The sequence below is a fragment of the Blautia sp. CAG:257 genome (genome assembly GCF_000433815.1).
Taxonomy (GTDB): Bacteria; Bacillota; Clostridia; order Lachnospirales; family Lachnospiraceae; genus Blautia_A; species Blautia_A caecimuris.
In genome coordinates this window covers 1-20,690 of sequence record NZ_HF998999.1, presented here as the reverse complement: position 1 = coordinate 20,690, position 20,690 = coordinate 1, and the positions used below count along the sequence as shown (strand labels likewise).

Below are 20,690 nucleotides of genomic sequence, written 5' to 3'. Positions count from 1 at the left end.
CTCTCGCTGACAGCTTGTTTACTTTACCACATCTTCAATCGGTTGTCAACAAGTTTTTTCATTTTTTTATTTTTCCTTAAATCAGGAAAAATAAAAGCCCGCTTCTTTTTTGAAGCGGACTTTAGTATAGCACCCATATCCTTCTAAGTCAAGGACTTTCTTTATGTTCTATAAAAAAAGTTGCTAAAATTCTCACTTTTCGCAGCAGCTTGAGCAAACACATTCCAAATCACCTGCGATAATGGCATTTTATCCTGAACAGATTCACTTTTTCAGGTTACATTCCATAAAAAATACTCATGAACACATTTACAAAAATATCATATTCATACAGCACATTGAGAAAGGCATCCTTTTCAATAAGCGCAAGAGCCTCTTTTCCTATAGATGTACTGCATAAAATCGTCAGTACAAGAAAAGCGATCCACACAAACAGCACGCCTTTAACCGCTCCTACAAGTCCTCCGGCCAGTTTGTTTGCACTTTTCAGCACAGGCAGTCCGGCAAGAAGATTTAATACCCAGGTGCCAAGACGCAGGATCACCGAGGCCAGCAGATAAGAAACAAAAAAGGACAGTCCATTTACAATCATCCTTGCCAGGGCTTCTGAAATATATTCCCCAAATGAATCCACTGCAAGATAGGTATATACCTCCGCTGTATTATTTGATTCAAGTCCTTTCTGCAAAAGTTCCGGTAATTCCAGTCCCTCAATAAAGCCTGTCTGCTCTTCAGCTCCCGGCGATGTCAGTTCCTGTTTTTTCTGAGATTCCACAAAGCTCTGACAGCTTTCCTGTATTTTTTCATACACAGGTGTGTTTTCCATAAAAAACTCATTAACATAAGGATTAATCGCCCATGATACCGCAAGAGCCAGGAACACAAAAAAGAAGGACACAATTTCTCTTATAAAGCCTCTCCTGAAGCCTTTATAAGCTGTCAGCAGAAGAATTCCTGCCACTACGATTCCCAACCAGGTCAATGCCCTCATCCCCCTTTAACTGAATTTGATCACATTAACCCCGCTGTCAAGCACCAGCAGATAACGATTCCAGCCGATTTTAATAAAATTGTTAATACTTCCGTCTACTGTACCGCTGTACTTTTCCACGCCTCTGCTGTTCATTACACAGATCTGGGAATCATTATAAAGCAGAATGTTTCCTCCGCTTATTTTTATAGTGGTATAGGGAATGTTAAAATCCTTTGTAAACCGGAGGCTTCCGTTAATGGAATATACCTTCATGGTATACTGCTTGTCTTTATTTCCGTTTTTAAACACCATGCCTATGGTGTCGTCATCACAGAACGTACTTACAATTTCTTTGTCCACCTTCTCTGTAACGCTTTCCTTTGGAATCTGACGTCCTTTATATACGGTGAATCCGTCTTCCCGAAGCGCAACAGACCGTTCTGCATCAAAATATCTGATTTCCGGAATTACAACTCCCTCATATGTATAGCCGCTTACAATTCTGTCATCTTCATTTTGTCCTACATCGCCAAAATTATAAAAGGCCACATAACTGGTTGTGTCGCTTCCGTCTATAAACTGATATGTCACCATCATAATCTCGCCGTTATCCGAAACCGCCACATCCATGGGATATCCGGGATCTTCCACATGTGTCTGGTTCTCTGCTATCAGGCTTCCATCCGAATCATAATAATTGATCCATGTGGAATCTCCTCCATCCAATATGGCTGCAACAAGACCGTTGGACGATATCCTGGCCTTGACAATGCTGTATGAGGTTGTAACACTTCCCACTTCTCCGTCTTTGTCAAAGATCTTCATGGATGTTCCGTCAACATCTGCGATCACTGCCCAGTCACCTCTGATATCAGCCACAGGATTCTGCATTTCATACAGACTGCTCCAGTATGCATCCATCTCACTGTTTACCAGCGCCGCTCCATCCGGGCTGTATCTCAGGATTTTTCCTGACATCACTTCATACTTTGTGGAAACAATATCCTCCTGTTCACTTGTCTGAATGATATCATAAGTGCGGTAGCTCCTCTTTTCTATAAAAAGTACCAGTCCCACTGCCGCTGCCGCTACCACCGCTACAGTAAGAACTGTTTTTTTCATTGCTGCAATTTTATGCATGGAAAGCTGTCTTCTATATCCTTCTTCACTTCCCACATCCTGGGACAGCTTCCCATTCTGAGCCATCATTTTGGCTCTCTTTCGTTTTTTTCTCCATTTCTGAAATATATTGGACATACTAAACCTTGCCTTTCGGGTCCTCTCTCTGTTCTTTTCACTGACATATGAGAAGTCTCTCCGTTACTGCTCACTTTGTTCACAGCAACGCCTCTGCTCTCTTCTCATATGTCACATTATAGCAAACTTCTCAGGGCAATACAATTATTTGTCCGGGATAAATGGTCTCGCTTTCAGACATGTTGTTCACACGGCATATTTCAGCAACCGCTTCCATGCTTCCATATTTTTCCACACTGATCTGATACAAAGTATCTCCGGGACGTATAATATATGTTGTGCCCCCGGCTGATGCTTCCTCTGACTGTGTATTATTTTCAGTCTCTGTTACTTTTTCCGAATCCGGGTTTCCGGCAGTATCCCGGGACTCACGGACTCTTCTTTCTGCCTTTCTCATGTCTGATTCTTCTCTGTAAATTGCCCGATCCTCCTCTGACAGCTCAGACTTGACATTTTCGTTGGAGGTTTCCTCATCTGTTTCAGCAGCTTCCGAAGGCACAGTTTCCTTCTCATCTTTTTTCATTTCCGCTGTATTTCCCGAGGCATTTTCTTGTGTCCCATTTTTTCTCGCAGAAAAATCTTCTGTTTTCTCTCTGCTTTCCCCGGATTTTTCACCGTCATTTACTTCTTTTTCACTCGTATCTGCTCTCTCTGTTCTGACCGATGTGACCTCCGCTTTCTCCTTTATCTCTTCCGGAAATTCCGAAGGCCCCGTCTCGATCACAGATGCAGCCATTTCCGCCTTTACATCTGCCTGCTGCAAAGACTGATAATTCTGATAAAACTTCATTCCTGCTGCCACAACAGCCAGAGCAAGACAGGCTGTAGCCGCATATGAAAAAACAGAGGTCCGTTCTTCCGTTTCCTCCGTCTGTTTTTCCTCTGCGCTCTTCTTTTTTTGTATGATTCTCCGAAATGCTTTTACTGCCTCATCCGGAACCTCTTCCTGCCTGTCCGTTGTTCCTTCCGGATTTTTTTCCAGCATATACGACTGCATCTGCGGATTCTTTTCATAGTAAAGATAATATCCGTTCTGCTTTACAAGGAAACTGTTTTCGTACCGAAAAAACACCTCTTCCCGTTCCGCCGGATCCATCAGCATCAGAACCTTTTCTCCTCCGCCAAAATGTTTCAGATGCACCCGTTTCAAAAGCTCTGTGGCTTCCAGAGGTATCGATCTCTGAGAAAAAAACCATCCCACAATCTCCTGACCCTCAAAATATTTTTCTGTTTCTTCCTGTATTTTTTTCCACATTTTTTCTGTAAACTCAATATGCTCAGCCGAAATATCCTCTGCCTCCACATCCAGAGCCCCTCTGATAAACATATAGGTGATTCCTGAAGCCCACTTTGTTTCCCCGGTCAAAACCGCCAGACATTTCTTCTCTTCCCCGTTTATGTCCCCTGCCCCGGCAGTTCTTCCAAGAAAGGTATACACATAGTCTTCCATGTAAATTCGGTAATCCTCACTGGCCTGACCTATCTGACGTATATTCTTTGGCACAGAAAATATACTCTCGTTGCCCTTTGCCTCCTGTTTCTCATCTTTATAGATGACTTCTATCATGATATATCACCCCTTCGGGTACAAGAATAGCATATAAAAAATGCGGATTTTAGCAGAATGTAAGATGCCTGTCTCATAATTTAACGACATATTCCGCACATGCATAATTTGTTCCACAGACGGATACAATAAATCAGGACAAACACTGCGAGGAAAATCTATGACTTTTTATATTGACGCAAATAAAACCGGAGCCGCCAGAGAAATCTCTTCTCTTCTAAAAAACTGCATCCTTCACCACAGAAAAAACTGGAAGGAGCTTGTATTTCTGTGTATCGGCACAGACCGCCTCACCGGAGACTGCCTTGGTCCCTATGTAGGCCAGCAGCTTCTCTGCAATGCATCCGAAAAAGTTCATGTATACGGAACTCTTTCTCATCCTGTACACGCCCTGAACCTTACCAGCGCAAGCCAGGACATCTGCTTCAGCCATCCGGAAGCTCTTGTGATTGCAATCGACGCTTCTCTTGGACAAAAAAAGCACCTGGGTTACGTAACCATCGGAGACGGCGCGCTTTACCCGGGTGCTGCGGTTCAGAAAGAGCTGCCCCCTGTAGGGGACATCCATGTAACCGGAATCGTAAATACAGCCGGATTACTGGAGCAGCTTACTCTCCAGACAACCCGGCTGTCTACTGTCATTCATCTGGCTGACAAGATCACTCAGGGAATCCTGGCAATGATCCCGTCTGCCATGCACGAATCATATTTTATACAAAAGCTTTGATCTGTTTATAAATGCCTTCTCCATCCAGACCGTATTTCTCAAGAAGAGCAACAGCCGGGCCGGACTCGCCGAACACATCATTGACACCGATACGCTTAACCGGAACCGGCGCTTTTTCGGACAGACATTCGCAGACTGCGCCGCCAAGTCCGCCGATCACAGAATGTTCCTCAACTGTGACCACTTTTCCGGTTTCTTTTGCTGCCGCAACGATCAGCTCCTCATCAAGAGGCTTGATTGTATGGATATTGATAACCTTTGCTTCAATTCCATCTGCAGCAAGCTTTTCTGCTGCTTCCAGTGATGCTGCAACACAGAGACCGTTTGCAACGATCGTCAGATCTTTTCCTTCACGGAGAACAATACCTTTGCCAAGCTCAAATTTATAATCCGGTCTGTCATTGATCACCGGAACTGCAAGACGGCCAAAGCGCATATACACTGGTCCCACATGCTCGTAGGCAGCTTTTACCATAGCTCTTGCCTCAATATCATCAGACGGGGAAGCAACAACCATTCCCGGAATACTTCTCATCAGGGCAAAATCCTCACAGCACTGATGAGTTGCGCCGTCCTCACCTACGGAAATTCCGCCGTGAGTTGCGCCGATCTTTACATTCAGCTTCGGATAGCCTACAGAGTTGCGCACCTGCTCAAATGCACGTCCTGCCGCAAACATGGCAAAAGTGCTGACAAAAGGAACTTTGCCTGTAGAAGCAAGTCCGGCTCCGATACCTACCATATTGCACTCTGCGATACCACAGTCAATATGACGCTCCGGAAATTCTTTTTTGAACATTGCAGTCTGGGTGGCTGCAGCAAGGTCAGCATCCAGAACAATAAGATCCTCATGTTCTTTTCCAAGTTCCACCAGAGCAGCGCCATAGCTTGCTCTTGTAGCGATTTTCTTTACATCTGACATAATGCTTCACCTGCCTTTTCTAAATCTTCCATTGCCTGAGCGTATTCGTCATCATTCGGAGCTTTTCCATGCCATCCTGCCTGGTTCTCCATGAAAGAAACACCTTTGCCCTTCACTGTTTTCATGATAATCGCAACCGGCATTCCCTTTACAGTTCTTGCCTCATCGAAAGCTGCTTTCAGCTGGTCCATATCGTTTCCGTCTTCCACATTGATCACATGGAAATTGAATGCTTCAAACTTCTTGTCAATCGGGTACGGAGAGCATACGTCATCTACCTTACCGTCAATCTGAAGTCCATTGTTGTCAACGATCACAACAAGGTTGTCCAGGTTTCTGTGGCCCGCAAACATGGCAGCCTCCCAGACCTGGCCTTCCTGGATCTCTCCGTCTCCAAGAAGAGTGTATACTCTGTAGGAATCATTGCTTAATTTTGCAGAAAGAGCCATGCCCACTGCCGCAGAGATTCCCTGTCCCAGAGATCCGCTTGACATATCAACGCCCGGAATATGCTTCATATCCGGATGTCCCTGAAGATAGGAACCAAGATGACGGAGAGTCTTTAAATCTTCCTTCGGGAAGTAGCCTCTCTCAGCCAGTACAGAATACAGTCCCGGAGCTGTGTGTCCTTTGGAAAGAACAAAACGGTCGCGGTCTGCCTTTTTCGGCTCCTTGGGGTCAATGTTCAGTTCTTCAAAATACAGATATGTGAATAAATCTGCTGCAGAAAGTGATCCGCCCGGATGGCCGGCTTTTGCAGCATGGACTGCTGTAACGATGTCTTTGCGGACTTCGTTTGCAATCTTCTGAAGTTCTAATTTGTTCATGATATTCTCCTTTTGTCTTTATAAAGAAACTGACATCTTCTGCTAAAAAACGCATTTGTACCCACACAGGGCTATTTCCTGTCCAGCCGGATCCACACGCCATATTCGTCTTATTCAGTATCAGTTTCTTTAAATCAAATTCTCACCAAACTCATACAGCGCCTTTGGCCTGCATTCGTTGAGATTCTATTTGTCACCAAAAACAGCTCTGTAATCTTCCTGGAATTTTACGATTCCCGCATCAGTCAGAGGATGATGAAGCATCTGCTCCAGAACCTTATACGGAACAGTGGCGATATCAGCTCCTGCAAGCGCACATTCTGTTACATGTACAGGATGGCGCACACTTGCACAGATGATTTCTGTATCAAGACCTGCAACCTCAAACATCTGAACGATCTGACGGATCAGCTCCAGTCCGTCTGTGGAAATATCATCCAGTCTTCCAAGGAACGGAGAAACATAGGTTGCTCCGGCTCTTGCTGCCAGAAGCGCCTGATTTGCAGTAAAGATCAGAGTTACATTTGTTTTGATGCCTTCTTTTGAAAGAACCTTAACAGCCTTCAGTCCTTCCCCTGTCATCGGAATCTTAACCACCATATTCGGGTGGATCTTTGCGATCTCCCGGCCTTCAGCTATCATTCCTTCCGCATCTGTAGTAGTTGCTTTTACTTCTCCGCTGATCGGTCCGTCTACGATAGATGTGATTTCTTTGATAACCTCATTAAAATCTCTTCCCTCTTTTGCGATCAGAGACGGATTTGTGGTAACACCACAGATAATTCCCATGTCATTTGCCTTACGGATATCCTCTACATTTGCTGTGTCAATAAAAAATTTCATTCTTTTTCCCTCCTGAGTTCTGCCGTCAATTTTACCGACGGATCACGTTCTTTATGGCTTCATTATAGCAAAAACTCCCAATGGGTCAAGGCAGACGATTTTTATTAATAATTTTTTTGTTAATATTTTCTTATTTTATTAATAACTTTTCAGGATATCAGTCCTTTATAAAAAAAGTCTTTTGCAAAAATCCCTTTTTTCTTCTGCGCTGAATTGAAACAGCTAAAAATTATTAATAATAATTTTTAACAGGATATTTATTTTTTTATTCTGGCATATGCCGTGGTTTTTCGTGCGATCAGCTTGGGCGTATACTCGATATTATACAGACTTGTTGGTTGAAGTCCGGTATAAAACTGATCGTTAGTAGTAATTTTTCGGATAATGATATCGCAGGCATCTCTGCCCTTCAATGCCACAAAATGGTCTATGGTAGTCAGAGACAGCCTTCTGATTCCGGAATAAAAAATATTGTCACAGCCGATCACAGATACATCTTTTGGTACATGGATCCTGGATTTTTCCAGCGCGTCAATGGCTCCAATAGCCATCATATCATTCTGTCCGGCAATGGCAGTAAAATATTTTCCCTCTTTCAGAAGCTCCATAGTCAGCTGATATCCCATGGCATATTCTGAATCCATTCTGGGAAGGGTACGGTCCACAGACTCATCTGCAGCCTTGATCAGCACATGGCCTTTCAGCCCTTCTCTTTCAAACTCTTTTACAAAACCGTCTATCCTTCTGGAACGCTGCCACTGCCGTTTTGTCAGAGGAGGCGTTATAAAAGCAACATCCCTGTGTCCCAGATCCAGAAGATGGCGGGCCATCAGCCTTCCCACCATAGTATTATCCTGATTAATGGCGTCCACAGTGGTTGTTTTTTCTTTATTACTGATAATAACAAGAGGAACCTCCCTTGCCATTTCCTCAACCTTTTTCTGAAAATCCGGATGTGGGTTGCAGGTATAGATGATTCCCTGAGGCTGCATAGTTCGGATCATTCGCAGATATTTTTCTTCCAGAACAGCATCTCTCTGCGTATTACAGATAAAAACACCATACCCCTTCTCATTTGCCACAGCCTCGATGCCCTGAAGCAGAAGCACATAATAAGGACTGGTCAAAGTGGGACAAAACACCACGATCAGCTTTTCTTTTTTGTTGTCTCCTGTTTTTCTCCTTCTGGGAAGCTCATAGCCCAGCTCTCTGGCAGCCTGTTCTACCCGCTCCACTGTTTCCGCTGAAAAAGACACATTATTTCTGCGGTTCAGGATCATGGAAACCGTTGCCTGAGAAACTCCTGCTCTTTCCGCCACCTGAGAAGAAGTTATTTTCTTTTTTCCCACTGTTTTTCACTCTTTCTCTGCAGATATCTCCGGGGCTCCGGATCAGAGCTCCACTCTTCCCTCCAGAGCCCGCAGAAGCGTCACCTCATCAATATATTCCAGATCGCCGCCTACCGGAACCCCACTGGCGATCCGGCTGACTTTAATGCCCGTAGGCTTGATCAGCTTGCTGATATACATTGCCGTAGTTTCCCCTTCCAGACTTGAATTGGTGGCAATGATCACTTCCTTTACATCCTTCTGGAGTCTCTGCATCAGCTCCTTCAGACGGATATCATCCGGCCCGATGCCGAGCATGGGAGAAATCGCCCCGTGAAGCACATGGTAAACGCCGTCGTACTTTCCTGTTTTCTCATAAGCGGCCAGATCCCTTGTATTTTCCACCACCATGATCGTTGTCGGATCTCTGCGCGGATTGCTGCAGATGGGACAAAGCTCCTGGTCCGTCAGTGTACAGCAGTTTTTGCAGTAACGGACCTTTTCCCTGGCTCCTGTAATGGAAGAAGTAAGCTGCTCCACCTGATCCTTGGGCATATTCATAATATGGAAAGCAAGTCTCTGAGCAGACTTGGCCCCAATGCCCGGAAGATGTGAAAGCTGCTCGATCAGCTTATTAATATGTGTGCTGTAATATTCCATCAGAAAGGAAGGCCTCCGCCCAGGCCCCCAAGACCTCCTGTAAGTTTGGACATTACAGCGCTGGATTCCTCATCCACTTTGCGGAGAGCTTCATTGGTAGCTGCTACGATCAGATCCTCCAGCATTTCAATATCATCCGGATCTACCACTTCCTCAGAAAGCGTTACCTTTTTGATCTCGCGTTTACCGGAAATGGTTACCTCTACCGCTCCGCCGCCTGCTGCCGCAGTAAACTCTTTTTCTTCCAGAGCTTTCTGATTCTCTTCCATCTGACGCTGCATTTTCTGCGCCTGCTTCATTAAATTATTCATGTTTCCCGGCATTCCCATACCCGGAAAACCTCCGCGTTTTGCCATGTTTATATCCTCCTGACTTTCATTACAAAAATATCTACGCTCTCTACTATATTTTATTGTTCCCACTGTGTCAATATGTTTGCGGTCTTACAGCGCCCAACCGGCTATTGACCGGAAAGCCCCTCCGGTTCCTCCTCAATGATCACGTCCATATGAATATTTTCTCTGATCGCCTGATCTACCGTGATTTTTGAAAGATTGGTCTGCTGATGATCCTCAGCCACCAGCATGTGAAGCTCCACACTTTTTCCTGTCTGCCGTTCAATAATCTCTTTCAGCTCCCGGCATGCGTCAGAATCGTCCGGATAGTTTCTTCCCAGAGGAGTCTGAAACTCCACATACAGAACAGGCTCTCCTGTTTCTCCATTATATTTTGGTATGGATTTCAGCAGGGCCTGTTTAAAGGCTGCCGTAGTCTGTCCCACGATCACCTTCCATCCTGCCACAATCTTCTGCAGATCTTCCGGAGCTGCTTTCTGCGGTTTTTTCTGTTCCGGAGCAGCGCTTTGATTTCCTTCGCCAACGTTTCCCGAAGCCTGCTGAACGATCACCTGCTGCACAGGAGTCTCATCCATTCTCTGTTCCAGAACACGAATACGGTCCAGCACAGAATCCAGGTTTGTTTCCATTGCAGGACGGCAGAGCTTGATCAGTGCGATCTCCACCAGAACTCTTTTCTGGGTGGCAAAGCGAATCTGATTGGAAAGCTCTGAAAAAATACGGATATACCGCATAAGAGTGTCCACGTCTGTCATTTCGCTTTCTTCTTTCAGAAGCTTCAGATTTTCTGAGGACACATCAATGGCATCCTCAGGATTTTCCGAAGTTTTTACCAGAAGAAGATTTCGCATATACCAGGTAAAATCTCCCACAAACTGGCTCAGTTCCCGGCCGCCTGTGATCAGCTCCTCCAGAATGTGAATAGAGCCTGTCACATCTCCGGAAAGCACTTTCCTGAGAAGCTGACTGAACACTTCTGTATCCACTGCCCCCAGAACTTCCAGAACCTTATCATAAGTTAAGGTCTGTCCAAGATAAAAGGCAATACACTGATCCAGAAGGCTAAGAGCATCTCGCATGGAGCCGTCTCCTGCCTTTGCCACATAGCGCACTGCTTTTTCCTCCGCCTCCACGCCTTCTGCCTCCAGAAGCTCTGTCAGCCGGGCAGCGATGGTGTCAATGGTAATTCTGTGAAAATCATACCTCTGACATCTGGAAAGTATGGTAATAGGAATCTTGTGGGCTTCTGTTGTGGCAAGAATAAAAATCACATAGGAAGGCGGCTCCTCAAGGGTTTTCAGCAGTGCGTTAAAAGCGCCTGTGGAAAGCATGTGAACCTCGTCAATAATGTAAACCTTATAATTGCCCTCTGTGGGACGGTAGGTTACTTCCTCACGGATCTCACGGATATTGTCCACACCATTGTTGGAAGCGGCATCGATCTCAATCACATTCATGGACGTTCCGGCCTGGATCGCCCTGCACATCTCACACTCATTACAGGGACTTCCGTTTACCGGATTCCGGCAGTTGACTGCCTTTGCAAGGATCTTTGCCACTGTTGTTTTACCGGTTCCCCTTGTTCCGCAAAACAGATAGGCATGACCGATACGGTTCGCCTTGATCTGGTTTGTCAGGGTTGTCACAATATGATCCTGCCCTTTTACATCATCAAAATTATCGGGCCTGAATTTACGGTACAGGGCAGTATAGCTCATAAGTCATTCTCCTCTCCTGATGCCCCGGGGCATGAAAAGGATGCTGCAGAATACCTCAGCGCAGTCTGCAGCACCCTTCATTGCTATCCTGTATATCTGTTACATAAGCTGTCAGTCGCCAAAGCTGATTCCAATCTGTTTGGCAGCCTTAACCGTCTGATCTTTCGGTGAAACCATTTTCAGTTTACCTGCACATTCTGCCAGAGGAACGCGTTTGATCTTGCCGTTTACAACACCGATCATAATTCCGTACTCCTCGTCCAGAATGGCTTCTGCTGCTCCGGCGCCGATCCTTGTGGAAAGAACACGGTCATAAGGACAGGGCTGTCCGCCTCTCTGAATATGTCCCGGAACAGTTACCCGGACCTCACTGCCGATTTCCTTAAAGATCTCATCAGCAATCTCATAGGAAACTGACGGATATTTCCTGGCTCTGGCCTCCAGCTTTTCTTTATATTTCTTTTTGGGCAGCTTGGCGTCTTCCTTGGAAATAGCTCCCTCGGCAACTGCAAGGATCGTAAACCTCTTGCCCGCTTTATTTCTTTTCTGAATGGCTTCTGTTACCTTCTTAATATCATATGGAATCTCCGGGATCAGAATAATATCTGCTCCGCCGGCCAGTCCTGCGTGAAGCGTCAGACTTCCCACTTTATGTCCCATGATCTCCACAATAAACACCCGTCCATGAGAGGTTGCTGTTGTATGGATGCAGTCAATGGCATTGGTGGCAATCTCCACGGCGCTCTGAAATCCGAAGGTCATATCTGTGCCGAAAATATCATTGTCAATGGTCTTTGGAAGATGAATCACATTCAGCCCTTCTTCTCTCAGAAGGTTTGCTGTTTTCTGGGTTCCGTTTCCTCCCAGGATCACCAGACAGTCAAGACACAGCTTATAATAAGTCTGCTTCATTGCCTCTACCTTGTCCAGGCCCTTTTCATCCGGAACTCTCATCAGTTTAAAAGGCTGGCGTGAGGTTCCCAGAATCGTTCCTCCCTGTGTCAGGATTCCGGAAAAATCCTTTGCAGTCAGCATGCGGTATTTACCGTAGATCAGACCTTTATATCCATCGTCAAATCCATAAACCTCCAGATCATCCACAGCATTGGACAGAGCCTTTACAACACCCCGCATGGTAGCGTTCAATGCCTGGCAGTCTCCGCCGCTTGTCAGCAATCCAATTCTTTTAATCATAATAGACACACCCCGCTTCTTTTGGTAATTGAATTGTTACTGTTCACCCCGTTCCCAGTAACTATAGTTCTTTATCATTATATAATATCCGGGGCCCACTTGACAAGACTCCAAAAATCGTCTATACTTAAATTCCGCGCAGCCGGGGAGTTAGCGGTGCCCTGTACCTGCAATCCGCTACAGCAGGGGTGATGCCAATCTGAGGCTTGTATTTTGCAGAGCTGCCCTTTATAAGCGGCGCTGACGTCTGGGTCTCACGCAACAGGAATCCGTGAACCGTGTCAGGGCAGGAATGCAGCAGCACTAAGCGGACGCTCTTGTGTGCCGTGAGGGTGCCTGGGCCGAGCTGGCTGTAAAGGTAACGTCTGTGAGTACATTTCGAGGTGCGGCGCGCGTAAAAAAATGAATATTTTAAGGAGTTCCATGCAGATTGCAGGAACTCCTTTTTTTGTGTTTGCCAGTTTCCCATTTACCGGCAGATGTCTGCCACCACTTTATTGATCAGCTTTCCGTCAGCCTTTCCTTTCAGATCGCCCATCACAGCCTTCATGATCTGGCCTTTGTTTTTTGTTGCAAGAACTTCTGCAAATTTATCCTCCAGATACCCGCGGATTTCTTCCTCGCTCATCTGCTGAGGCGCGTATTTTGCAATGACGTCATATCTTGCCTGATACTCTGATCTGAGGTCTTCTCTGTTCTCCGGACAGGTATCCAGCTGCTCTTTTACTGTTTTCAGTTCCTTAAGGATTACGCGGTCTACCAGCTCTTCCGGAATATCATCCCGGCATCCCTCGTCGATTGCCACCTTTTTTGCCGCCGCAATCAGGGAAGAAACCGCTTCTTTTGTCACCTTATCTTTTGCTTTCATAGCTGCTACCATGTCTTTTCTTAAAGTTTCTAACTGCATTGCAAATTCCTCCTTAAATCTTATTGTTATAGTTTTCCCGGATTTCTCCGTTGTCTTACGATAGAACAATACTCATTCCGTATATCTTTTTCCTCTGCCTTTATAAAAACCGCTTCAGCTTTTTTCTTCTTTTTTCAGCTTCTTCTCCTGACGCAGTTCCCGAAAAAATTCCGAAAGCATAGAAGAGCACTCCTCCTGCAGAATCCCTTTTGTAATTTTTACCTTATGGTTAAAGCCCTCCACTTCCAGAAGGTTCAGAACCGATCCTGCGCAGCCTGCCTTTGGATTCATACTTCCGATCACAACCTCATCGATTCTCGACTGGACAAGAGCTCCTGCGCACATCTGGCATGGCTCCAGAGTCACATACATGGTGCATCCCTCAAGTCTCCAGTCCCCAAGCTTTTTGCTTGCTTTTCTGATGGCATTCAGTTCTGCATGGGAAAGAGTATTTTTATCTGTATTTCTCCGGTTGTATCCTCTGGCAATGATTTTTCCATCTGATACAATTACACATCCGATAGGAACCTCTTTCAGAGCCCAGGCTTTTTTTGCCTGCCGGATGGCTTCTTTCATAAAACGTTCTTCTTCTGTCACTTAAGCCGCTCCTCTCCTGGTTAATGATAGATCAAAATACGTTATACAATAATTCTGCAGGAACAAAAACATAACTCTCTTTTTCTGTGTTTATTATAGTAAATGGTCATTGCAAAATCAATGTGAAAAATCTAAAATAAAAGAGCAGGTCCTTCTATTATTCATTGTTGATTTCAGAATCGGAGGTTCTTTAATGAAAATATATGGTTTAAATAAAACGACTCTTCTTGACTATCCCGGACGGGTGGCAGCCACAATTTTTCTGGGAGGGTGTAATTTCCGCTGTCCTTTCTGCCAGAACAGCGGTCTGGTGCTGAACCCTTCCTCACAACCGGAACTTTCTGTTGAAGAAGTTCTGTCCTTTTTAAAAAAACGCCGGGGAATCCTGGAAGGTGTGTGTGTCACTGGCGGTGAACCTACTCTTTCCCCTGATCTTCCTGAATTTCTGGCTGAAATCCGCGCTCTTGGATATCCCATAAAGCTGGACACCAACGGTACACGCCCCGATCTTCTGAAAACACTTGCCGGGGAAGGACTGATTCAGATGGCTGCCGTAGATATTAAGGCCTGTCCTGCTAATTATCCTTCACTTTGCGGGCTCCTTCACCCTGATCTTGATGCCATTAAAGAAACTGTTGATTTTCTCATAAACGGAACCCTGGACTACGAATTTCGTACAACCGTGGTAAAAGAGCTTCATTCCGAACAGGATTTTGTCGCTATCGGAAAATGGCTTTCCGGAGCAAAAGCCTATTATCTCCAGGCATACAGAGACTCAGAAGAAGTTCTGCAGCCTGGATTCAGCAGCTTCTCTTATAAGGAGCTGGAACATTTCCGCCAGATTCTGATGCAGACCATTCCTTTAGTAGAACTTCGGGGGATTGATTAAACGGTACCAGTATCCGCCTCTGCTTTTAGGAAGCTGAATCTGTCTGCTTTCTTTAAAATATGGGAAACCAAACATATTTGACATAAATCGCTCCTGCTGATCATAGCCTCCAGGCACTCCCAGTATGTAATGTCCGGAACTGTTTTTTCCTATCAGCAAATGGCCGAAATTATAAAATCCGTACTGCAGAAAGCGATTATTCCGAAGTGCACAGTCTCTGGGATGAAAATGACAGAGATCTGCCGGCTGTATTTTGCGGCAGTGGCAGATCTCTCCATCACCAAAAGCATTGAACGGCTCTCCGAAAGAAAGCGATTTCTCTTTTGCTTTGGTCATCTCCTGATTGCAGGCAGCTACTGATTGAGATGTCAGATACTCTGTATGAATGTCATCCCCTTCTGCCGTTATCGTCTCCTGTTTTAAATTATTTTCTGATGCATCAGGATTTTTTTCACTTGTTTTATCCTTCTGCGCCTCCTCCTGTACTTCTTCTGCAGTTTTTATTCCCATATTCTGAGATATCTGACAGGCATTGTCTTCCTGCGGCTGACTTTCCACTGATTCCACCCCGGCTCTGATGCCCGAATTTCCCATTTTCTTATAAATGTTATTCTCTTCCTCTGATTTTACTGTATTTTTTGTTTCCAAATTCCGGTGGATCTCTGAGATATCGTTTTCTTCTGATTGATTTTTCTGTTTTCTTTCCGTAATTTTATTTTCTGAATCTTTCTTCAGCTCAGCATTTATCTCTTCCTGCTGGTTTCTCTGTATTTTTTCTTCCGATGCAGTTTCCGGATCATGCATTTCCCTGCAATTATGATCATCTTTCATTAAGGGGTTCTGCATTTCTTCCTCAGATTTTGTTTCCCCAAAAACATGCTCCTCTTCTGATTTCACTTCTTCAGTAGGCTCTTCTGATGATTCTCTGTTAATGGTACTGTTTTGCGGATCAATTTCTTTATCTGAGCTTTTATTCTCTGTTTTTTCTTCCTTTACTCTGCGGAAATTCTCCGGACGAATAGGTTTATCATCCCATTCTGTCCCAAAAAACGCCCCGTTTTCCGTAAGAAGGATCATTCCCCCCATATTCTCCAAGGTCATGGCGCTTCCGCCCATATGATTCCGTTCAGTCTCCAGAATGCAGTCAGCCCTGCTGTCTTCTGTCATGCAGGATCCCAGCAGCACTCCATCCAGCAGCCCTGTCTTACGGGTGAATCCAAAGATTTCGCACTTTACATCAGGAGTAAGGCCCGGACAAAGAATATGCGCCTCCATTCTGCATACCTGTTCCTTTGCCTCCACCCGGATAAACCCGCAGTTCCTTCCTTTTTTTCCTTTTTGATATTCATATACATATGCAACAAAACGCCGATATCCACTCAAAGGATTTCCTCCTGGCCTCTCATTTCATTAATGTATATGTATTTTATACAAAAAAAGACCCTGCCCCTTAACTTCATCCAGTTCTGCGCCATCTGGAAATTTATCTGCCAATGTGCATGACATTTCCATTGTTTTTTCAGCTATAATGGTCTTACTTGGTTTCATCGGCACAAAAACACGCTGAAGACATTGCCTTTTTCCGGGTCGTATTCCCCTTTCATATAGCCCCGCTGGCCTCTTATGATCTCACGGGCAAGATACAGGCCAAGACCTACTCCCTCCTGATCTTCCGCGTTCTTTCCACGGTAAAATCTCTGAAATACTCTGGCAAATTCTTCCCGCTCCACCTTTGTTCCATGGCTGCATACATTGATCCGAATATACATTTCATATTCCAGAAGCTCCACAAGAATCACGCTTCCCGGATCACTGTATTTCACAGCATTGTCCAGAAGATTAAAAAACACCTCCTCCGTCCATCTGCGATCCAGACAGGCTTTCAGCTTCTGATCTCCCTTAAGCCGGATATCATTTCCGTGCTGCTCCGCCTTTAACGCTGCCTGATCCACGGCCTCCAGGATCACCGGAAGCACCGGCTGAATCTCCGGTTTCAGGGAAATAATCCCTGTTTCCATACGGGAGATTTTGGCAAAGCCTTCTCCCAGCCAGCTCAGTTTCCGGGCCTGACGATCCAGATTATCTGCAAAATGTCGGTATTCCTCCGTTGTCAGAGAATCTTCTCTTAAAAATTCACTGTACATTTTAATATTTGCAATGGGCGTATTGATCTGATGCACCAGGTCGCTGACCGAGCTGCTGATCTGATCCCTGAGCAGCTTTTCTCTTTCCTCCTGCGCTCTGTGGATCTCATAAAGACGCCCTGCCTGGGACTGAAATTTGCCAGGCAGGGTATCTTCATTCTCGGAAAAATATTTTACTTCCCGTCCCAATATCAGCTGCTCCATCATATCATCCATCTGAGCCATTGTTTTATCTGCCATCTTTTCCATTTTTTTGTATTTATATACCAGAAAAACAAGGGCTGCAGTCAGAAGACAGATGATAACAAAAAGCAGCACAGTCACTGTGTCTCTCATATCCGGTCACTCCATTTGTATCCAATGCCAAAAACTGTCCTGATGTGATCCGGTTCCTGAGGATTGTCCTCTATTTTTCCCCTTAGTCTCCGCACGTTTACATTCAGTGTTTTTTCATCCACATAATTCTCATAGGTATCCCACACCATAGCCAGCAGCTGTTCTCTTGTGAGCACCTGATTCCGGTGAGCCAGAAAGGCTTCCAGAAGACGGATTTCCGTGGCAGTCAGTTTTACCTCCTGCCCGTTCTTTCTCAGCTGTTTTCCATCAAAGTCATAGGCCAGCGCACCGGAATAATAAAATCTGCTGTCTGTATTTTCCGCTCGTTTCAGAAGCACTTCAATCCTCCGAAGCAGCACAGCCATGGAAAATGGCTTTGTCACGTAGTCGTCGCACCCTGCGTCAAATCCCTGCAGCATATCCGCCTCTGTATCCCGGGCGGTCAGAAGCAATACCGGAACCGTATTACTCTGCCGGATGTGTTTCAAAAACATTCTCCCGTCCCCATCCGGCAGGTTGATGTCCAGAATTACCAGACTTACCGGCTGATTCATATAGCCTGACGCTTCCTCTATATTTTTTGCGCTGTATACCAGATATTCCTTTTTTCGGAGAGCATAGACAATGCCCTCATTCAGCATGGTATCGTCCTCTACCAGCAAAATTTTTGTATCCATTGTTTTCTCCTGTCCAAAGAGCACAGCCAGCTCCTCGTTTTCCGCACATTCTTCACAATACTGTGTTTATCTTACTCAATTTCCCTCAATCTTTCAACAATAGATTTTTTGTTCAGTACCTTGACCAGCAGCCAGGTCATAAAAATGCAGATCATAATAACCAGAAGCATAAGAACAGCAGCCGATGTCAGGAACAATCCCGGATTAAATCCCGTAAACAGGGCATGCTGCGTTACAAGATAGGACATAATACTGCCGGACAGGAGCATAAGAGCCACAGATACACTCATAAATTTCAGTGTATCTTTCAGAAGCATTGCCCACAGCTGCCTCTTTGTCATGCCAATGGACTGCATTGCAGCCAGCTCTATCTTTCTGGAAAACACATCCGAAGTGATTGTATTGACCAGATTGGAAACTCCTATGATCCCCAGAAGTCCTGCCAGCAGAAAACCGATCAGCTGGAACGTCTGTTTCTGAGTTTCCATCTGCACTCTGGTCATATATCGGGACTCCATCTTCAGCTGAGGATTGTATTCCGCAGCCATAAGACTGTTGATCTGCTGATTCTGTTCCTCTGTAATCTCCTCCTCCGTATCGATCTGAATGTTACTGATCCTCTGGTCATAATCCGGGTACAGATTTTTAAACAGAATGTCGGATAAAATAATATTTCCGCTTCTAATATCACTGGTTCCGAACATACTCCGCTTTTCGCACACTGCCAGAACTGTCATTTCTTTTTCAGAATAATTTCCCTGATTATCATAAAATCCAATGATTGCTGCATCTCCTGGGTGTACGCTGTCCTTAAAATCTCTTCCCATGACTTCCTGACTGTCCGGAGCTAACCATATAATGCCTTCTCCTGCAGCAAATTTATCTACATCCACAGTTCCCTCAAAAGCACCATCACATGCAAGTTCCTGCTGGATCAGCTCTGCAGGAATCCCTTTTACACTCAGCCTCCAGCGATTATTCTTTGCCTGTTCCTGAAGCTCCATATCTCCATAGGTACTCATAAATTTATCACTGTTTGCAAAAAATTCCATTTCATTTTTTAACGGACCGTCCAGAGATACTTCTGCCTGAGACGGCAGATAAAGTCTGCCCACTGTTGTTTCCTCATAATCCGGCATCATTCTTGCCTGATACACTACATTCACATCCGTCACAAAAGGAAGGTCTGCAATTTTATCCGGCAGCTCTTCTGAAACAGGCTGATAGGGCTCTTCCAGGCTCCAGCCTGATCCCTCATGAATAATCCGCGCATCATTCATATTATAGCGCTCCACCATATGATCTACGGAAAATCCCAGAGCCGCATTACAGGAAACCAGAAAGATCATTCCGCTTAACGCAAAGGAAAGAATGGTAAACAGATTTTTCTTCTTTTTTGGGGCAAATCTAGCCGCCTCTACCGGAGAGATGCGGCAGGCCAGCTTCAGAGACTTCAATGCGCTGATATATACAGTAAACCAGGAAAATCCGGCTCCCAGAATAAAGATCACCAGAACATTGGGCGCTTTATAAAACATGGCATACATGGTCTGCGCCATCACTCCCGGACCGATCAGATTTCCCACAATATAGCCAAGAACGATTCCGATCAGGATGCCAATTACTGCCAGACGCCGGATCTGCTGCATCAGCACAGTCTTCAGCTGCCTTGCTGTAGTTCCAATAGTTTTCATCATGCCAAACCAGCGGATATCAGAGGATACAGAAATATAAAATACATTGTAGATCAGGAAATAACCGCTTAAAATAATAAATAACACAAACAGCACTGCCGGTCCTACACTGAACAGCATATTGCTCATACTGTTAGTATTCTTTGTTCCGATTCCGGTTCCCCCTGCCAGATCGCAGGCTTCCTGCAGTTTATCCATAACATCTGTTTTCAGAAGAAGAGGATTCAGGTTGTTCAGCTTCACATAAATCTTCTGAGGGATTTTTTCCATTGCAGGATTATACTGACCGATAAATTCAGGTGCTGTATAAATCTCATCATAAATCTCACTGATATTGATCAGAGGATTTTTATAGTATCCGGTAACAGTAAATGTTATTGGCGTTTCCGCCATTTCCTCATCTGTGCCGATCATCACCAGAAGCTCCAGCTGACTGCCCACAATCCTTTCAAGCCCCAGATGTTCTGCCATGGTATCAGAAATCACGATTTCATTTGCATTCTGTGCAAATCTGCCTTCAGCCAGCTCTACAAAATTGTGTTCAAAATATGCCTCATCCGGCGCCAGAAGCCGCACGTCCATTCCCGAAAACTCCTGATTGTGAAGTCCGGCTCTGCTGCATTCCCTTGCCATGTCCGCCCACTGGATCTGCGGCAGCTCCTTAAGCTTATCCCGTGTTTCCTCCGTGCCGTTGATATTGCCTTCACAGCCCGGACCGGGAGCGGATTCTCCATAATTACTGATGGTAGAAATCATACTGATCCCCACTGTCCACACTGCTGTGATCAGAAGAGTAGTCAGAGCAATGGCCAGAATGGCAATACGGTTTCTGCTTTTATGAGAGGTGTAATTATCCTTTGCCAGCTCCTTTAATACTTCCTTATTAGTATTCTGAAACATGGATATCACCTCCCACTACCCTTCCGTCCTCCAGATGGATGATGCGGTCTGCCAGCTGGGCAATTTCCTCATTATGGGTAATCATAATAATTGTCTGGTTAAACTCCCTGTTGGTCATCTGCAAAAGTCCTATCACCTCCGCGCTGGTTCTGGAATCAAGATTTCCTGTAGGTT

At 45.1% G+C, this 20,690-nt stretch carries 19 protein-coding genes, 1 other RNA gene and 1 pseudogene; 3 read left to right on the top strand and 18 right to left on the bottom strand.

Annotated elements, in window-relative coordinates:
• Window positions 1-277: 277 nt before the first annotated feature.
• The 3 genes from QVP40_RS02425 to QVP40_RS02415 form a co-directional block, all read right to left on the bottom strand.
• On the bottom strand, window positions 278-991 hold the full coding sequence (locus QVP40_RS02425) for a CvpA family protein (protein ID WP_288200235.1): 714 nt from the start codon (window positions 989-991) through the stop codon (window positions 278-280).
• A 6-nt stretch (window positions 992-997) separates the two neighbouring features.
• Window positions 998-2,182, bottom strand: coding sequence for a DUF5711 family protein (locus QVP40_RS02420; protein WP_022066909.1), 1,185 nt, complete (start codon window positions 2,180-2,182; stop codon window positions 998-1,000).
• Between the two features lie 178 nt (window positions 2,183-2,360).
• Window positions 2,361-3,797 carry a LysM peptidoglycan-binding domain-containing protein gene (locus QVP40_RS02415; protein ID WP_022066908.1) on the bottom strand — a complete coding sequence of 479 codons (1,437 nt, stop codon included), beginning with the start codon at window positions 3,795-3,797 and terminating at the stop codon, window positions 2,361-2,363.
• A gap of 160 nt (window positions 3,798-3,957) precedes the next feature.
• Between QVP40_RS02415 and yyaC the strand changes: the two genes are divergently transcribed.
• Window positions 3,958-4,524 carry a spore protease YyaC gene (yyaC, locus tag QVP40_RS02410; RefSeq protein ID WP_022066907.1) on the top strand — a complete coding sequence of 189 codons (567 nt, stop codon included), beginning with the start codon at window positions 3,958-3,960 and terminating at the stop codon, window positions 4,522-4,524.
• Here yyaC and QVP40_RS02405 read toward each other — a convergent pair.
• From QVP40_RS02405 to QVP40_RS02370, 8 genes are all read right to left on the bottom strand, one after another.
• Window positions 4,508-5,446 (bottom strand): transketolase family protein, encoded by a 939-nt coding sequence (locus QVP40_RS02405; RefSeq protein WP_022066906.1) that lies wholly within the window; start codon window positions 5,444-5,446, stop codon window positions 4,508-4,510. The two genes, yyaC and QVP40_RS02405, sit on opposite strands and share 17 nt — an antisense overlap.
• Window positions 5,434-6,273 carry a transketolase gene (locus QVP40_RS02400; protein WP_022066905.1) on the bottom strand — a complete coding sequence of 280 codons (840 nt, stop codon included), beginning with the start codon at window positions 6,271-6,273 and terminating at the stop codon, window positions 5,434-5,436. The genes QVP40_RS02405 and QVP40_RS02400 overlap by 13 nt, the downstream gene beginning before the upstream one ends.
• 186 nt (window positions 6,274-6,459) lie before the next feature.
• Entirely contained in the window at window positions 6,460-7,116 is a 657-nt protein-coding gene (gene fsa / locus QVP40_RS02395) for a fructose-6-phosphate aldolase (protein ID WP_022066904.1), read from the bottom strand.
• Window positions 7,117-7,373: 257 nt separating this feature from the next.
• Complete coding sequence (locus QVP40_RS02390) at window positions 7,374-8,465, bottom strand: LacI family DNA-binding transcriptional regulator (protein ID WP_022066903.1); 1,092 nt, start codon at window positions 8,463-8,465, stop codon at window positions 7,374-7,376.
• Window positions 8,466-8,507: 42 nt separating this feature from the next.
• On the bottom strand, window positions 8,508-9,104 hold the full coding sequence (gene recR, locus QVP40_RS02385; protein WP_022066902.1) for a recombination mediator RecR: 597 nt from the start codon (window positions 9,102-9,104) through the stop codon (window positions 8,508-8,510).
• Window positions 9,104-9,460, bottom strand: coding sequence for a YbaB/EbfC family nucleoid-associated protein (locus QVP40_RS02380; protein ID WP_022066901.1), 357 nt, complete (start codon window positions 9,458-9,460; stop codon window positions 9,104-9,106). The genes recR and QVP40_RS02380 overlap by 1 nt, the downstream gene beginning before the upstream one ends.
• Before the next feature lie 104 nt (window positions 9,461-9,564).
• Complete coding sequence (dnaX, locus tag QVP40_RS02375; protein WP_022066900.1) at window positions 9,565-11,178, bottom strand: DNA polymerase III subunit gamma/tau; 1,614 nt, start codon at window positions 11,176-11,178, stop codon at window positions 9,565-9,567.
• Window positions 11,179-11,289: 111 nt separating this feature from the next.
• Window positions 11,290-12,372 (bottom strand): 6-phosphofructokinase, encoded by a 1,083-nt coding sequence (locus QVP40_RS02370; protein ID WP_022066899.1) that lies wholly within the window; start codon window positions 12,370-12,372, stop codon window positions 11,290-11,292.
• 134 nt (window positions 12,373-12,506) lie between these two features.
• On the opposite strand from QVP40_RS02370, the gene ffs reads away from it, so the two are divergent.
• Window positions 12,507-12,768: signal recognition particle sRNA large type (gene ffs / locus QVP40_RS02365), an RNA gene on the top strand.
• 73 nt (window positions 12,769-12,841) lie between these two features.
• Here the strand turns inward: ffs and QVP40_RS02360 are convergent.
• Together QVP40_RS02360 and tadA are read right to left on the bottom strand one after the other, a co-directional pair.
• On the bottom strand, window positions 12,842-13,279 hold the full coding sequence (locus QVP40_RS02360) for a GatB/YqeY domain-containing protein (protein WP_022066898.1): 438 nt from the start codon (window positions 13,277-13,279) through the stop codon (window positions 12,842-12,844).
• 114 nt (window positions 13,280-13,393) lie between these two features.
• Entirely contained in the window at window positions 13,394-13,876 is a 483-nt protein-coding gene (gene tadA / locus QVP40_RS02355; protein ID WP_022066897.1) for a tRNA adenosine(34) deaminase TadA, read from the bottom strand.
• A gap of 193 nt (window positions 13,877-14,069) precedes the next feature.
• Between tadA and QVP40_RS02350 the strand changes: the two genes are divergently transcribed.
• Window positions 14,070-14,765, top strand: a complete 696-nt coding sequence (locus QVP40_RS02350) for an anaerobic ribonucleoside-triphosphate reductase activating protein (protein WP_022066896.1) — start codon at window positions 14,070-14,072, stop codon at window positions 14,763-14,765.
• Here QVP40_RS02350 and QVP40_RS02345 read toward each other — a convergent pair.
• The 5 genes and pseudogenes from QVP40_RS02345 to QVP40_RS02325 form a co-directional block, all read right to left on the bottom strand.
• Complete coding sequence (locus tag QVP40_RS02345; RefSeq protein ID WP_022066895.1) at window positions 14,739-16,148, bottom strand: DUF6128 domain-containing protein; 1,410 nt, start codon at window positions 16,146-16,148, stop codon at window positions 14,739-14,741. The genes QVP40_RS02350 and QVP40_RS02345 overlap by 27 nt on opposite strands.
• Before the next feature lie 161 nt (window positions 16,149-16,309).
• A complete protein-coding gene (locus QVP40_RS02340; protein WP_022066894.1) occupies window positions 16,310-17,245 on the bottom strand; it encodes a sensor histidine kinase in 936 nt (311 codons plus the stop codon).
• Window positions 17,242-17,922, bottom strand: a complete 681-nt coding sequence (locus QVP40_RS02335; protein WP_138271103.1) for a response regulator transcription factor — start codon at window positions 17,920-17,922, stop codon at window positions 17,242-17,244. The genes QVP40_RS02340 and QVP40_RS02335 overlap by 4 nt, the downstream gene beginning before the upstream one ends.
• Window positions 17,923-17,993: 71 nt before the next feature.
• On the bottom strand, window positions 17,994-20,516 hold the full coding sequence (locus QVP40_RS02330; protein ID WP_022066892.1) for an ABC transporter permease: 2,523 nt from the start codon (window positions 20,514-20,516) through the stop codon (window positions 17,994-17,996).
• Window positions 20,500-20,690 (bottom strand): annotated as a pseudogene (locus tag QVP40_RS02325) (ABC transporter ATP-binding protein); the annotation flags it as partial. The gene QVP40_RS02330 and the pseudogene QVP40_RS02325, both read right to left, overlap by 17 nt.

Bases quoted from the DNA above. Each gene is read 5' to 3' on its own strand.
- QVP40_RS02425 (WP_288200235.1), bottom strand. From the start codon at position 991: ATGAGGGCATTGACCTGGTTGGGAATCGTAGTGGCAGGAATTCTTCTG.
- QVP40_RS02420 (WP_022066909.1), bottom strand. From the start codon at position 2,182: ATGATGGCTCAGAATGGGAAGCTGTCCCAGGATGTGGGAAGTGAAGAA.
- QVP40_RS02415 (WP_022066908.1), bottom strand. From the start codon at position 3,797: ATGATAGAAGTCATCTATAAAGATGAGAAACAGGAGGCAAAGGGCAAC.
- yyaC (WP_022066907.1), top strand. From the start codon at position 3,958: ATGACTTTTTATATTGACGCAAATAAAACCGGAGCCGCCAGAGAAATC.
- QVP40_RS02405 (WP_022066906.1), bottom strand. From the start codon at position 5,446: ATGTCAGATGTAAAGAAAATCGCTACAAGAGCAAGCTATGGCGCTGCT.
- QVP40_RS02400 (WP_022066905.1), bottom strand. From the start codon at position 6,273: ATGAACAAATTAGAACTTCAGAAGATTGCAAACGAAGTCCGCAAAGAC.
- fsa (WP_022066904.1), bottom strand. From the start codon at position 7,116: ATGAAATTTTTTATTGACACAGCAAATGTAGAGGATATCCGTAAGGCA.
- recR (WP_022066902.1), bottom strand. From the start codon at position 9,104: ATGGAATATTACAGCACACATATTAATAAGCTGATCGAGCAGCTTTCA.
- QVP40_RS02380 (WP_022066901.1), bottom strand. From the start codon at position 9,460: ATGGCAAAACGCGGAGGTTTTCCGGGTATGGGAATGCCGGGAAACATG.
- dnaX (WP_022066900.1), bottom strand. From the start codon at position 11,178: ATGAGCTATACTGCCCTGTACCGTAAATTCAGGCCCGATAATTTTGAT.
- QVP40_RS02370 (WP_022066899.1), bottom strand. From the start codon at position 12,372: ATGATTAAAAGAATTGGATTGCTGACAAGCGGCGGAGACTGCCAGGCA.
- QVP40_RS02360 (WP_022066898.1), bottom strand. From the start codon at position 13,279: ATGCAGTTAGAAACTTTAAGAAAAGACATGGTAGCAGCTATGAAAGCA.
- QVP40_RS02350 (WP_022066896.1), top strand. From the start codon at position 14,070: ATGAAAATATATGGTTTAAATAAAACGACTCTTCTTGACTATCCCGGA.
- QVP40_RS02340 (WP_022066894.1), bottom strand. From the start codon at position 17,245: ATGAGAGACACAGTGACTGTGCTGCTTTTTGTTATCATCTGTCTTCTG.
- QVP40_RS02335 (WP_138271103.1), bottom strand. From the start codon at position 17,922: ATGGATACAAAAATTTTGCTGGTAGAGGACGATACCATGCTGAATGAG.
- QVP40_RS02330 (WP_022066892.1), bottom strand. From the start codon at position 20,516: ATGTTTCAGAATACTAATAAGGAAGTATTAAAGGAGCTGGCAAAGGAT.